This is a genomic window from Sediminibacterium goheungense, from assembly GCF_004361915.1.
GTDB classification, from domain to species: Bacteria; Bacteroidota; Bacteroidia; order Chitinophagales; family Chitinophagaceae; genus Sediminibacterium; species Sediminibacterium goheungense.
The window spans coordinates 1,177,278-1,193,202 of the sequence record NZ_SNWP01000010.1; the positions used below are offsets into that span (position 1 = coordinate 1,177,278).

At 40.7% G+C, this 15,925-nt stretch carries 7 protein-coding genes; 2 read left to right on the forward strand and 5 right to left on the reverse strand.

Annotated elements, in window-relative coordinates; genetic code table 11:
* Nucleotides 1-107 precede the first annotated feature (107 nt).
* The gene (locus BC659_RS05035) at nucleotides 108-2,438 is read right to left on the reverse strand and encodes an efflux RND transporter permease subunit (RefSeq protein ID WP_133473574.1); all 2,331 of its coding nucleotides are present in this window, start codon (nucleotides 2,436-2,438) and stop codon (nucleotides 108-110) included.
* A gap of 247 nt (nucleotides 2,439-2,685) precedes the next feature.
* Here BC659_RS05035 and BC659_RS05040 point away from each other — a divergent pair, with 247 nt between their 5' ends.
* Together BC659_RS05040 and BC659_RS05045 are read left to right on the forward strand one after the other, a co-directional pair.
* Nucleotides 2,686-10,443, forward strand: a complete 7,758-nt coding sequence (locus BC659_RS05040; protein WP_162847356.1) for a PKD domain-containing protein — start codon at nucleotides 2,686-2,688, stop codon at nucleotides 10,441-10,443.
* On the forward strand, nucleotides 10,443-11,477 hold the full coding sequence (locus tag BC659_RS05045; protein ID WP_133473576.1) for a PorP/SprF family type IX secretion system membrane protein: 1,035 nt from the start codon (nucleotides 10,443-10,445) through the stop codon (nucleotides 11,475-11,477). The genes BC659_RS05040 and BC659_RS05045 overlap by 1 nt, the downstream gene beginning before the upstream one ends.
* A 4-nt stretch (nucleotides 11,478-11,481) precedes the next feature.
* Here BC659_RS05045 and BC659_RS05050 read toward each other — a convergent pair whose 3' ends face one another.
* The 4 genes from BC659_RS05050 to BC659_RS05065 form a co-directional block, all read right to left on the reverse strand.
* Nucleotides 11,482-12,141, reverse strand: a complete 660-nt coding sequence (locus BC659_RS05050; RefSeq protein WP_133473577.1) for a hypothetical protein — start codon at nucleotides 12,139-12,141, stop codon at nucleotides 11,482-11,484.
* Nucleotides 12,142-12,206: 65 nt separating this feature from the next.
* A complete protein-coding gene (gene rpoN, locus BC659_RS05055) occupies nucleotides 12,207-13,697 on the reverse strand; it encodes an RNA polymerase factor sigma-54 (RefSeq protein ID WP_133473578.1) in 1,491 nt (496 codons plus the stop codon).
* 379 nt (nucleotides 13,698-14,076) lie between these two features.
* Nucleotides 14,077-14,595 (reverse strand): hypothetical protein, encoded by a 519-nt coding sequence (locus tag BC659_RS05060; RefSeq protein ID WP_133473579.1) that lies wholly within the window; start codon nucleotides 14,593-14,595, stop codon nucleotides 14,077-14,079.
* On the reverse strand, nucleotides 14,588-15,805 hold the full coding sequence (locus BC659_RS05065; RefSeq protein ID WP_133473580.1) for a DegT/DnrJ/EryC1/StrS family aminotransferase: 1,218 nt from the start codon (nucleotides 15,803-15,805) through the stop codon (nucleotides 14,588-14,590). Before BC659_RS05065 ends, BC659_RS05060 begins: the two co-directional genes overlap by 8 nt.
* Nucleotides 15,806-15,925: the final 120 nt, after the last annotated feature.

Sequence of the window (15,925 nt, forward strand, 5' to 3'; positions counted from 1 at the left end):
GAATATATTCCGTTTCAGTATAAACTGAAAACAGTATATATACTTCAAAAAATCAGACTAATATTCGGGTACGCGAATACTTATCCTGTATTTTAAATGGATCCTCTTTACCTGCTTTTCTTATTCCCCTTTTTCTGAAAATGTAGAATCAGCACAGGTAATAAAATCAGATTGGTAAGTGTGCCAGTTACAAGTGTCAGGGAAGTTAACCAACCCAATGCTTTTGTACCGCCGAAATCACTTATACAGAAAATAATAAAACCAGCAATCAATACCAATGATGTATAAATAATGCTGATACCGGTATGTCTGATGGTTTGTATCAATGTTTGAGAAACCTGTTGATTATAATGCGGTAGTTCCTGTTTATAATTAATCAGAAAACGAATGGTTACATCAATCGCTATACCGAGGGCCACACTAAAAACCAATACCGTTGAGGGTTTTAATGAAATACCCGCCCATCCCATAATACCGGCAGTAATAACCAGCGGTATCAGGTTCGGGATCAAAGAACAAACCAATATGCGGAATGATCTGAACAGATATAACATGCACAGTGTAATCAGCAGGAAGGCCCAGAAAATACTTTCTTTAAGCCCTTTGATAATAAAACTCGACCCTTCCAGAAAAGTGATACTGCTACCCGTAAAAGTTATTTTGTAAGATGCTGTATCAAATATTTCATGGGCTTTCTTTTCGTAATCAGCTATCATTAATGGCAACTTCGCACTACCCACATCTTTCATATTTACTGTTATCCTTGCTACCTGTTTGGCACTATCCATAAAACTGCTGATAATTTTAGACACGCCTGTTCCAGTGCTGCTATCTGCTTTCTGTTTCAGATAGGGCCCCATAAAGGCAAGATCGCCTTCATAGGGAACATCATAGCTTAAGGTATCGCCATCATAATAAGCCTGCTTTGCAAATTTCAAACCCTCAGCAAAAGATAAAGGCCTTGCTGCTTCTGGTCTTGCTCCGATATAAGCAGAAAACTCATTGATCCTGGATATCGGTCCTGTATTCCGCAGCAGCCCGTTTTTCTTTTTGGTATCCACCAGAATTTCCAAAGGCATCACACCACCAAAATGCGATTCAAACCATTTCAGATCCGTATATATTTTATCTGTTTTAGGAAGATCATCTACAATAAAACCTTCGCTCTTCAAACGGAAAATACCCAGCACTGCAAAAAAACTCAATACAATGGTTACACCATATACCCATTTTGCATGATGGAAGGTCCATCTTTCAATACGCAATAGTACCCTTTCCAGAAAAGGATTATCAAGGTATTTGGTATGCCTGTTTTTAGGGGGGGGCAGGTAGCTGAGTACTACAGGAATAAAGATCAGTGAAATCACAAAGAGTGCCATAATATTGACGCCTGCCACTGCACCGAACTCCTGTAACAAAGCACTTTTGGTTAAGGCGAATACCGCAAAACCAATGGCCGCTGCAATATTACAAAACAGGGTTACAATACCCATTCTCCCAACCATAGTAATCAATGCTTTCTCCTTATCACCTGTTTCTCTGTAAGCGGTATGGTATTTATTGAGAAAATAAATGCAGTTGGGTATCCCAATGACAACAATCAATGGCGGTATCAAGGCATTCAACAAAGTAATTTTATAGCCCAGTAATACCATGGTACCCAAGCTCCAGACCACACCAATTCCTACCACGATCAAACTCATCAGCATAGCGCTGATAGAACGGAAAAAAATCAAAAGCGTAATGGCAGACAAAACAAGTGAACCAATCAGGAACCAATTCATTTCCTCTTTGATCCTGTTGCCAATGGTGGTTCTGATAAAAGGAAGTCCGCTAACATGCAGGGTTGTTTTTGTTTTGGCTTCAAATGATGCAACTTCATGCATAATATCATTAATCAACCTTGTTCTGCCCTTGCTATTAATGGTATCTGCATTTACTGAAACACCCATCAGATAAGCATTTCCTGAATCACTGTACAACAGGGTTTCGTAAAAAGGAAGCTGAAGAAATACCTGTTTTGCTGAATCCAGTGCCGATTGTGACCGATACGGATATTGAAATATTTTTTCAGGTACCAATTGTTGCTTTTCACGGTCGTTCCGGAGATTCACTGCATCAGGAACGCTCAATATGCCCGTTACTCCATTGACTTCTTTTAATGACTGATGCAAAGCTGCTACTTCATTAAAATAATCTACCGAATAAAAAGATTTACTGTCGAATCCCAATACCATCATATTTCCATCACCACCGAATTTTTTCAGAAACGACTGGTATTCCTGATAACGGGGGTTATCGGTTGGAATGGCCCTTGTAAACTCATAGCTCAGCTTTACCTGTGTTGCATAATATGTCATGATTCCCGTAGTAACCATCAACAAAAAAATCAGTGCCAAGCGTTGTTTGATAATGAATTGACCCAATCTATACCACATGATCTGTAAATAGTATTTTTCTTAATGTATAAAGAATAGAAAGTCTGCTTTAAAATCTGTAGGGTTTGAACTACAAAGAAAAGAAGAATATGTCACATACTGATAACATGGAATAGCGCTTTCCGTATTGTACATTGCATAGACCTATGAAAACTGTATAGAGAAAGCTTTTCTTTCTGCTATTTCAGATTTACACGTATATCCAATATCCATGATCCCCCGGAAGCACACATATCATTTTGTGTTCTTGCTGTTTTGTCTCCATACCTCTATACTGGTAAAAGGACAAGGCACTTGTTCAAGCAGCGCATTGGCGCCTGTATTCTCACAAACATTCGGACAAAGCGGGTCCTCTTCGTCCAGATCAACAGTACCTGGCGGCTTTACTACCAATTATAGTTTTCAGAACAGTGGTAATTTAAATGATGGGTATTACATTGTTACACCTCGTGTTCAAAATGCAGGAAGAAATGATTGGGCGGTAGGTACAGACCATACCGGCAACAGCAATGGAAATATGTTTCTGGTAAATGCGGGTACTGGTGGTTCTGTATTTTTTTCCCAACAGGTAGATAATCTTTGCCCGGGGTCTACGTATAATTTTTCCGCATGGCTGGCAAACGTAAACACCAATAGCCTTACTTTACCGATATGCGGTGGTGGGTATGTATACCCAAACGTGACCTTCAATATTAAAAATACATCCGGAACCATACTGGCTTCCTATAGCACCGGTAATCTTCCTCTAACAGCAAGTACGCTTGTTGCACCTAACTGGCAACAATACGGCTTTAGCTTTGCACTACCCTCTGGAACTACTTCGCTGGTACTGGAAATGGTAGATGCTTATGGCGGCTTACCGCAATGCGGTAATGACCTGGCCATAGATGATATCCTTTTTACGGCATGTACGCCAAGCACTACTGTATCTTTTTCCACCACCAATGCAATTTGCACTGGTAGCAACACATCCATCAACGCATCCATCATAAACAGTCCTTTTACAACCCCTGCTTATCAGTGGCAAAAAAGTATTGATGGGGGCAATACATGGGTAAACATCGGTACTCCGGGTAATAATGCTGCTACTTACAATCTGAACAATGTGAGTTCAGCAGACCAGGCCAGTTACAGAGTATTAGTAGGCCCGGATGTAGCAAGCCTTGGATCCAGTACCTGTATTACAGCTTCTGCTCCGGTTTCACTAACCGTTTATGCAAGTCCTACAGCATCAGCCGGAAGCAATAACCCTGTATGCTCCGGCAGTTCCATTAACCTCAGTTCAATCGTTATAGGCGGAACAAGTCCTTATACCTATAGCTGGACAGGTCCCAACAGTTTTAATTCTACTGTCGCATATCCATCCATTACCAATTCTGTATTAGCCAACGGCGGGGTCTACCAGTTTCAGGTTACTGATAACAATGGATGCAAAGCAAACGCCAGTACAAATGTTATTGTGAATGAAAAACCAGTTGTTGATCCCATTGTCGGAGATCCTAAAGGATGCGTAGGTACTAGCTTAAATCTGAGCAACAATACGCCAAATGGCACATGGTCCAGTATTAATACATCCGTAGCTACGGTTGATCAGAATGGGGTGGTAACTTTTCTGGGTGCAGGATCTTCTTTTATTACTTACCGGGTAATTGAAAATAGTTGTACTACAGCGGTTATTAAACCCGTTACGGTTGCTTCTGTAGCTATTGCACAGGATGTTATTGAATGTAATAATGGCGTTCGCAGTTATTCCAGCAATTCTTCAGACCCTTATTATGTTGGATACAGCAATACAAATGTTGGCAACAGTTATTTGTGGACGATTACCAATACGGGTACAGGACTGGTAGAAAACACTGTATATAAATCCGGGACAAATCAAAATTCCATATACCCATCTGTACAACTTCCGAATGGAAATGTATATAAAATCAACATACAGTTTACTACAAACGGTATTACCTGTTCTGCTGAACACACCGTTTATAAACAAATCCAATTAACAGGGTCCATTACAAGTGCTCAGGATACAACCATCTGTGCCAATGCTACCAATATTCCTTTAATGGCATCCACATCGGTAGTTGCAAATTCGCTTAACTGGCGCACATTGAATGGTTCTGGTATTTTCTCATCAACCAATACCCTGATTACCAGTTATACACCAAGTGCAGCTGATATTGCTTCTGGAACCATATTTATTGTTTTCGAAGCAGCTACAACACTCAATATGAATGGCAACTGCGGATCTTCCATGGTTTCAGATACTATGGCTTTGCACATACTGCCTGCCAATACCGGTATCAACACGCTATCTACCATTTGTTCCGGCGGTTTATTTCAATACACACCTACTTCTTCCATTGCCGGTAGTAGTTTCATATGGACTTCTTTGGTATTAAGCGGAACTGGTTCTGGTAACGGAACAAATGGAAGTGGAGCTATCCAAAATACATTGGTCAATCTTTCTGGCACGCTTGATTTTATTGTTCGTTATACCATCACGCCCATATACAATGGTTGTAATGGCACACCTTTTACTGTTACCGTAACCGTAAAACCATTACCCATTATTAACATCACGAACAATGCAACAGAAATTTGCAGTGGTGGGATTTCTAGTATTGCGTTCAATAGTTCCATTTCAAATACACAATATACCTGGACTTCAGATATATTGGCTGGAACCGCTACCGGGGCATCCAGTAACAATATAGCATCAACAACCCATACAATTGCAGATGTCATTAACAATACAAACACTGCAAATGCGATCATCAGGTACAATATTACAGGTACATCTTCCAGCGGATGTACTAATACCGCATCTACCAATCTCACCGTTTATGCCAGTCCGGGTAGTGCTGATGGGGGGCCTGACCAGCAATTATGCAATACAACCGTTACTACACTCAATGCTGTTGCACCTGCTGCAGGTTCAGGCACCTGGAGTATGGTATCTGGTCCAACAACTATTTCTTTTGCAGACATTCATCAAGCTAATACTGCCATTACAGGTTTAACTACAGGTACTTATATTGTAAAGTGGACTGTCAGTAACGGAGTATGCGCAACAGATGAAGATCTGGTCACTATCATTGTTAACACACCTACTGTTGCCGGTATCTTGAGTGCTGATGCCACAGTTTGCGCACCTATTAATAATGGTATTTTATCTATTGCGGGTTATACAGGTAATATCGTCAACTGGCAACAATCAACCGATAATGGTAATAGTTGGAACAATATAAATATTACCAATGCTACCTATCATTTTTCGAACCTTACCGGTACAAGCTTATTCAGAGTATTAGTAAAAAATGGAACCTGTGTTACTGAAACATCCAATACGGTTGTATTAACGGTACTTCAATCACCTGGTACAGCAAACGCTGGAAATGATCAACTGCTGAATGGAGTAAGTGCAACAACGCTGTCAGCCAATCCACCTACTGCAGGATCAGGCTCCTGGACACAAATCAGCGGCCCCGGTGCAGCAGTTTTTTCCAATGTCAATGCTTACAATGCAACTATTACAGGTTTAACAACAGGTAGCTACACTTTCAGATGGACCATAACCAATGGAAGTTGCGGCAGCTCTTCAGACGATGTATCCATAACGATAGAACCTTCAACTGTTGCTGGAATACTTTCTGCCGATGCCATTGTTTGTGCAGCGGGAGGCAATGGAGCTACATTACAGTTGAGTGGATACACGGGTAGTATTATACGATGGGAATATTCAACAGACAATGGTGCGAACTGGAATATCTTATCAAATACAGCAGATACTTATACATATGCAAATCTTACCGTTACTACCTGGTATCGCGTATTGGTACAGAGTGGTATAGGTACACCTGCTTATTCTGCATTAGCCATCATTACGGTATTACAACCTGTAACAATGGCTAATGCAGGTATTGATCTAAACCTTTGTAACCAATCTTCCACCGGCTTATTGGCTAATATACCCGTATCAGGTAATGGGTCATGGTCCTGGGTATCTGGTCCTTCGGCAGTTATTTTCTCAGATCCCACGCAACACAATACAATTATCTCTGGCTTAACTACAGGTTCTTATACTTTTAAATGGAACATTACAAACGGTACTTGTCCTTCGTCAGAAGATTTTGTACAAATCAATGTCTCAGCTGCCACAGATCCTGGTATACTATCGGCAGATACCTCTGTATGTGCTTCCGGCAATCATGGAACACTTGTTTTAACTGGTTTCAGCGGATCCATTATTCATAGTGAGTTTTCTACTGACAATGGATTGAGCTGGAATATATTGAATAACAGTACAGGTCTGTCATCCATCAATTACCATAACCTTAGTACCACCACGCAATACCGAACACTAGTGCAAAATGGTACATGTAATGCCTCCTACAGTAATATAGTTACCATCATGGTTCTCTCTCCAGTGAGTATGGCGAATGCTGGTACAGATACTACTATTTGCGGTGCAGTATCTGCAATACTCAACGCAAATCAGCCTGTTACAGGCATGGGCATATGGACGCAGATTACTGGCCCCAATCATGCAAACTTTACACAAGCAAACACTTATAACAGTACTGTAAACGGACTCATTCCGGGAACCTATACATTCAGATGGAGCATTTCAAACGGGGTATGTGTGACTTCGCATGATGACGTTACTTTACAGGTAACAGCTCCTTTGGCAAACATAATTACCAATAAAACTTACACTGTTTGTGAAGGACAATCTGTAACCATTCTTGCTGGTCCAGCCAGTGGCGGAAACGGCATCTACCAATACCAGTGGCAGGAAACAAAAGATGGTATCAACTGGACAGATATACCAGGTGCCAATAGCATTCAATACATATTTACACCTTCGGTTACAACAACTTCACTACGAAGATTGGTGCAGGCAAACCCTTGCAGTCAGATCAGTAATGTAGTAATGGTTACCATGCAGGCTGCTGTAAGCAACAATCATTTACCAGCCATTACCTATGTATGTAAGGATAGTAGTATTCTAATAACAGGTTCCCAACCTTCAGGTGGAGATGGCTTGTATATATACCGTTGGCAATCCAGTATAGACAATGGTAGCAGTTGGGCAACCATTACAGGAGCAACCGCTAAAGATTATACAACAGGTTTTATTTCAACCAATACCTTATTCAGGAGAATAGTCAGTACAGTTCATTGTACAGGTGTACAGGAAAGTATTAGTAATATAAGCTCCGTGGTAATAAAGTTTAAACCCACTGCTGCTTATAGCGTTTTACCTGATTCGGGTTGCTCCCCGGTGATGATGCATTTTACAAATCAGTCAACCGGGAATAATGTCGTGTACCGCTACAGTTTTGGTGATGGCAAGGATACAGTACTGAATACACTTTCGGCTATATCACATCTGTATAACAGCTATACACTTGTAACTCTGCACACATCTCTGTATGCCACCAATGAATGTGGAACAGATTCAGCGGCGAAACCAGTTATCATTAAACCGGACCATATTCAACCAGATCTCAAATTGAGCGACAGTTCATTATGTGGCATAGGCAGTATTGTGTTTACCAATAATACAAAAGGAGCCCTGAAATATTCCTGGAACTTTGGTGACGGAAGTCAGGTAATACAAACCTCGTCCAACAGTACCATCACACATACATATACACTACCGGGCACATATCTGTTTACACTCACTGCAGATAATGAATGCAGCATACAAACAATTCAACACACCATACGCATCCATCCTGCACCAGTTGCAGCATTCACTATTCCAAAACCTGATTTTTGTGTAGGAGATTCCGTTCACCTCAGTAACCAGAGTATACACGCAAGTGAATATCGATGGTTATTAGGCAATAGTGATTCTTCTAAGGGCATCGCTCCAGTAATTGTTTATAAAAATGAAGGTATTTTCAATATTACTCTTATTGCAGGTAATATATATCCAGAAGATAACAAATCATGTTTTGATACAATTAAAAGTAGTATCAGCATCCTTGGCTCCAGAAAAGGAAATATGCAGATTAACAGCCTTTCAGCCAATTGCCTGCCTCATTCAGTAGAGGCCATCAGTTTGAACACACCTGTTTCAGAAGTAACATGGAACTGGGGTAACGATAGCAGCAGCAAGGGAGAAAAAGCAAGTTATCAATACTTTACAAACGGACAGTATCAGATTACAATGACAGCCATAAACGCAGGTGGCTGCCGTTTCATTGATAGTACAACAATAAACGTAAACAGTCCTTCTGGTACATTCACGATTGCTGATAAGGATATTTGTATAGGACAGACCGCCTCGTTTACGCTTAATATTGTCAATAACGCTGTACATCCGCAAGACTCAATCCGTTGGCATCTGGGTGATGGCTCTATACAAACTAAGGCAGTGGCGAACTTTAGTTATCAATATACCAAAGCGGGTGTGTTTTATCCTAAAGCCTGGTTATTAAAAGCAGGTGGTTGTCTCATTCCCCTCACAACAACTGATTCTGTAAGAGTTGATCAGGTAATTTCAAAATTTGGATTATCTGGCGTATTTGAATGTGGTACTACCACATATCAGTTTGTCGATTCAAGTGAGGCTATCTTCGGTATCAGGTCCTGGAAATGGCTGATGAATGGAAAAGACAGCAGCTATGAAAGAATCAGGGTAAGTCGGTTTAACCAGAAAGGTACGCATACCACTACTTTGATTGTTGAGGGAAATACCGGATGTATCGCTACATCACAGGCTAATTTTGATGTACAGGTATACCAGTATCCCGTTGCTAGTATAAGTGCGATGGCAGAAGCCTGTAAAACAGATTTACTGGAACTGAAATCAACCATTACTTCTCAGGATTCTGTTGCACTTCGTTTATGGACCTTGGGTAATGGCTTTAGCGCCCAGGACTCAGTTATCAAAGCTACTTTTGCCAATGATGGTACTTATAATATAAAACTCACGGTTGCCACGGTTAACAACTGCTTCGACTCCGTATATAAACAGGTTACGGTTCATCCATTGCCGAAAATTTCCGTTCAGCAGAACAATATTGTTTGTCGTGGCGATTCAATTACGATCCACGCCAATGGTGCCAGCAGATTTATCTGGAAAGATCAACAGGAAAATATTATCTGTACAGACTGTGCTGAAATAAAAGTAAAACCAGGAAGCAGTACCAGTTATAAAGTGATTGGATATAATCAGTTTGGCTGTAGTGAAATTAAGTCAACATCGGTTCGTGTTATTAATCCCATTAAAATGATCGCATCATCGGGAGATACACTTTGTGCAGGAGAGAGTAGTCTCTTATCTGCAACAGGAGCAGCCATTTATCAATGGTTACCAACAGGCTCATTTAATGGAAGCAATACTTCCAGCATAAACGTGAGACCATCAGAAACGACGATTTATAAAGTGGTTGGCAAAGACACTTATAACTGTTTCAGTGACACTGCCGAAATAAAAGTGGTAGTGGGCAAACCCACTCCTGTTACACTTGGTAAAGACACCACCCTTGTGAGTGGTAGTTCTTATCAACTCCGCTTACAATCATCTGCAAACGATATCGTAAAGTGGCGCTGGAGTGGCGCGCCTGGTATTTCATGCGTTACGTGCCCAACACCCTTTGTAAAATTATCGGATGATGCCTGTATCAGTTGTGTTGCCGTAAATCAGTTCGGCTGTATCAGCTCAGATACTATCTGCATTAAGACTTTCTGCCCTGCAACCGAAGTATTTGTTCCCAATGCATTTACGCCCGATGGTGATGGTATAAATGATAAGTTAATTGTGCAGGGTAAAGGTATCCGGCTCATCAAAAGCTTCCGGATTTTCAATCGCTGGGGTGAAGTAGTATTTGAGAAAGTAAATTTCAATCCCGGAGACCCGGCTTATGGCTGGGATGGAAAAATAAAAGGCAATATCGCCAGTCCGGATGTATATGTATACATCTGCGAAGTGATCTGTGAAAAAGGGTTACCATCCATATTTAAAGGAAACACAGCAATACTTAAATAATGAAAAAATCAATTACATCCATCAGCAAACTGCTCATACCGCTTACCGGCATCTTGAGTTGTTTCTACGCCGGTGCGCAGGATTTTACTTTTTCGCAGTTTTATGAGCAACCTCTGTTACGCAATCCTGCATTGGCTGGGATTTTTACAGGTGATATTCGGGTTTCACTTGCGCATAGGGATCAATGGGCAAGTGTTACAACCCCATTTCGTACTACTTCATTAAGCATAGAACACAAACTACCGGTTGGTAATAAAAATGATCTGGTAACTGTAGCAGCACAGATGAGCCAGGATGGAGCGGGTGATATCAGGTTAAAAAGAACGCATCTTTTACCTGCCATCAGTTATCATAAATCATTGAGTGATGAAAGAGACAGTTACCTCACCGCATCCTTTATGGGAGGCCCTGTATTCAGCCAGTTTGATCCTACCCAGTTGAAATTTGGTGATCAGTATCAGAATGGAAGCATTAATCAGGGAACCATGCAAACAATCAAATCATCTGGTTATTCGTACTGGGATCTTTCAGCTGGTTTATCCTATAATACTTCTTTCTCCGACAAAACAAGATTTTATATTGCCGCCGGTTTATCACATATTACCAATCCGGTTATTACATCCACAACTGGCAGCGTATCTGGATTTCTTTCTCCCAGAATGTCTGTTAACCTTGGTATCCATGCACCTTCTGGTGAAAGAGGCCATGTATTTGGATTCGCAGATTTGTTTACGCAAAATGGTAGTAAACAGGTACTGGGTGGATTAATGTATGGTATTAATATGAGGGAATATGATAACGGAGATCCAGATATTTTTTATGTAGGTAGTTTTATGCGATGGGGCGACGCTTTGATACCCGTTGTAAAAATAGAATTCAATCATTTGAGTATAGGAGTGAGTTACGATGTCAATATATCCAGGTTAAAAGTTGTCTCCAATTGGAGAGGTGGACTTGAAATGACCATTGCCTATCGGGGTTTTACGAAAATCCGCAATTCAATGATAGACAGGGTTAGGTGTACCCGCTTTTAGCGTATTACATAACAAACCAATAAGCGCCTATCTGACAAACACTACCCACCAGCAATCCGGTATATATTTCTTTTGATGTATGATCACTTACAATAAAACGACTACTGCACACAATACCCGTGAGCAAAGCGGTTGCCGCAATAGGCAGGCCCATTGGTAACCGATAATAGAATGAGAATAAAATCACCGCAGCCAACGCACCACCCATTCCCATACCATGCAAGCTGATTTTAAAGAAATTATTGCAGACAAGTCCAAGTGAACTTGCGATAAAAATTCCCATAAAGAAAAACTTAAGTACGGCTGGTTGATCTGTAAAATTGCGGCTCAGATAATACATCCACCAGTAAAAAAACATGGTAATAACAAATGGAATAATTCTTTCTTTTTGCGTGCGAAGAAAAATACTCTCCGAAAATTTAAGCCTCCACAAAAGAAATACAGCAAAAGCTGGAAAGAATGCAGTGAGCCAGAACAAACCAAACAATCGCATTTTCAACTGCCAGATAGTAATACCTGCAAACTCATATGGCACTTCAAACATTAACAATAAAAAGATGTATGAAGGTATAAATAATGGATGCAGAACATATGAAACCAACTTGGCTAATAAGCGAATAATGAGCGGGTGCCTTTCTGTAACTGTATTCTCTGTTGCGTCCATAATCATTTAATTCAAATGAATTGTTAGTCTCAACTAACAAATTATATATACCTTATTTCTGGTTCTCATAGCTCTTTTCGCAACCTGGCAACCGGTATATTCAATTGTTCACGGTATTTGGCTACTGTGCGTCGTGCAATATTATATCCTTTCTCTTGAAGCATATCAGTAAGCACTTCATCACTCAGTGGTTTGCGTTTATCTTCCGCTTCAATGATATCACTCAGAATTTTCTTTACCTCTCTTGTACTCACTTCTTCGCCACTATCGGTACTCAATGATTCACTAAAGAAAAACTTTAACCGGTAGGTGCCGAATTCTGTTTGTACAAATTTGCTATTTGCCACACGGCTTACCGTAGAGATATCCAAACCGGTTAATTCGGCAATATCTTTCAGGATCATCGGCCGCATGGTTGTTTCATCGCCGGTAAGGAAAAATTCCTGCTGGTGCTTCATGATGGCACTCATCGTACCTATCAATGTATCCTGCCTTTGTTTGATCATGTCGATAAACCATTTGGCAGAATCAATCTTCTGTTTAATAAACAATACTGCTTCTTTTTGCCTTTTATCTTTCTTGCTACCCTTATCATATTCCTTCAGCATATCGCGGTATCCCTCACTGATACGCAGATCAGGGGCGTTTTTTGCATTGAGGGTAAGTTCAAGCTTGCCATTATTATTGATAATGAAGAAGTCGGGAACAATATAACTTTCGGCCTTATTGATCTCACCAATATTACCACCTGGTTTCGGATTCAGTTTAATAATCTGGTTGATAACATCCCTTATCTGATCATCCGTCAGGTTAAGGCCACGCTGTATTTTCTCGTAATGCTTTTTGGTAAATTCATCAAAATATTTCGATAGTACCTGTATGGCCAGTTCAACAGCTATGCCTTCTGTTAACTTTCGCTTCAATTGCAGCAATAAACATTCTTTCAGATCGCGTGCACAAACACCCGGTGGATCAAATTGCTGGATCTGTTGAATAATGGCTTCAATTTCTTTTTCATCCACAGATAATCCCTGTCTGAAAGCCAGATCATCTGAAATAGAAGTAAGCTCCCTGCGCAGGTATCCATCATCATCCAGACTACCTACCACCTGTTCAGCTATTTTATAATTACGTTCATCTAACTCAAGCATTCCCAGCTGGTTTAATACCAATTCATGAAAGCTGGTTTCTACACGGATGGGTATTACCTTCTGGTCATCCATCTCCGGATAATTATCATCCTTCATTTTATAATCAGCAATCTCACCATCATCATCCGTTACATATTCACTGATATCTATATTGTCATAATCTTCTTCACTGCCATCCCTTTCCATGTCCTCATCAGCAGAAGTTTCAAATTCATCCTGCATTTCATCCCCGAATTCATCTGCATGGCCTTCCTCATCCATTTCCAATGCCGGATTTTCCTCAAGTTCTTCCTTGATACGCTCCTCGAGATTGGCAGTAGGCACCTGCAACAGTTTCATTAACTGAATCTGCTGGGGCGACAGTTTTTGTAATAGTTTCTGTTGTAACGACTGGCTTAACGACATAATTCAATCTCTATACTTGGGTGAATTGCTCTTCCATCAATTCAGCTTTAACATCTGCCGATCTTAAAACGCCGTAAATTTACATACAATCAATGCAAGATGTTACCGAAACGAATTTGTTTGTTTGTGAATTTATTCCTAATTACCGGTATTGCAGGGAAAGCGCAAATGCGGAACATCCCTGTTTTGCCCACCAAGACCATAACAGACAGCAGCAGTATAACGTCTTTTCGTTTATTACCCGAAGACTACTACACAAGAAACCTTTCTTTTTTTTGTAAAAAAGAGCTGCAGGTGGAAAAGATAACTAAAATTCCTCTGAGATTCAGATTAGGAAGCATAGAGCAGGTGAATTTTCTGGAGGGAAAGAACAGGCATTTTATGCCACCCTCATTGAGGCAATCATCCGGTCCTCAAAAACAATAACCCTTTCCTTTAGTTGGGTTCGCAATGCAGAGAATAATTGCTGCTTGTCTTCTGTACTGATTGTAGCAAAAGGAATGGAGTCGGTAAAATAGGTAGACGTATACCTGATCGTAATACCCTCTTCACCAATAATTACTTTTTTAATATCCATCCATGCAATTATTTGTTTTTCTTTTGCCTTATAACTTTCTACCGGTAATAACCAACTAATACCTGCATCATCAACCGTAACAAAACAATGATTGATTTTACTTTTCCTGTAACGCTTGACTACACGAATGGAGACTGAGATCAACAAAAAAATATGAACAAATGAAAACCAGTCGCGTCTTTCTCCATTGCCACTGAATATCATGACAAAGTTGTACGCTATACCGATTAACATTACAAACAATAAAAACACTTCCACATAAAACCAGCCACTGAGCGGAACCCGTTTATAATAAGCCGTATATGTTTTGGCATCAGGCATGTACAGTATTATTTGCCAGGACCTTACGAACAGCTGCTGCCAGTTTCTCACCTTTTTCCCTGATCTGCTCATCTGTCCATAATAAACTGATGGAAGTAGAAATACACCTGCTCATGATTGCGTCACTGGCTGTAAACTGTGCTGTTTGCAATTGCAACAATACCTGCTCCTGCTGTGCACTTAACCTATTCAGACTCGCAGCTGTTTTCAGGTGGTCCCATTTGCTGATATAATGCCAGTTATTGGCATACCAGTAAAAATTACCCGCCAATATACCCTGTTCTTTCAGTTCAGCCACCAGGGCCTTGGTAAGTGCTTCAGTTGGCAGGAACCAGCTTAGAAAGCTACAACTGTCACCTGCTTCATCGGGAACTTTTCTGAAACTTACTTCAGGAATGGCTTCGAGATATGCTCGTAATGCCTTGTTATTTTTTCGCTGGATGGATAAGAAGGTGTCCAATTTACGGATCTGTGCCAGACCAACAGCAGCATGCAGTTCACTGATCCTGAAATTATAACCAAGGTATGGGTGCAGATCTGCACCACGGTCTACTCCTTTATGATCATGACCATGATCGGTATAAGCATCTGATTTAACGTATACATCTTCATTGTTCGTCATCACCACACCACCTTCACCACAGGTAATGGTTTTTACAAAATCAAAAGAGAAAGTTCCTGCATCACCAATGGTTCCCAATGCTTTCCCTTTGTAGGTACCACCAATACTCTGGCAGGCATCTTCCAGTAATATCAGGTTATGTTCCCGGCAAATCTGTTTCAGTGCATCCAGATCGGCCATACTTCCGCACATGTGTACGGGCATTACGCATTTTGTTTTGGGGGTAATGGCAGCTTTTACTGCAGCCGGATCGAGGGTCAGGGTTTCATCAATATCAACCAGTACAGGGATGGCCCCTACACTGAGTACGGCTTCAAAACTGGCCACAAAGGTAAAAGAGGGCATAATCACTTCATCGCCTGCACCAATATGTAATGCAGCCATAGCTGTGGTTAATGCGGCCGTACCACTCGATGTAAGTTGTGCATATTTGCACCCAAACACTTCTGTAATGGCTTTCTCCAGTTCCTGCGCCTTCCATATACCCTTACGGGGGCCATCAAAACCATAACGCATCAGGATGCCTGTTTCCAGTACATCATTCACTTCTTTTCTTTCCTCCGCACCAAAAAATTCAAAACCGGGCATAATATTGATTTAGACAGCAAAAATAGAAAGGAAATCTGAATGTCAGATATCAGATAGCAGATGGCAGATTTATTTTCACATCTGAGATCTGCCATCTGAGATCATCAGATCTCCTGCCTA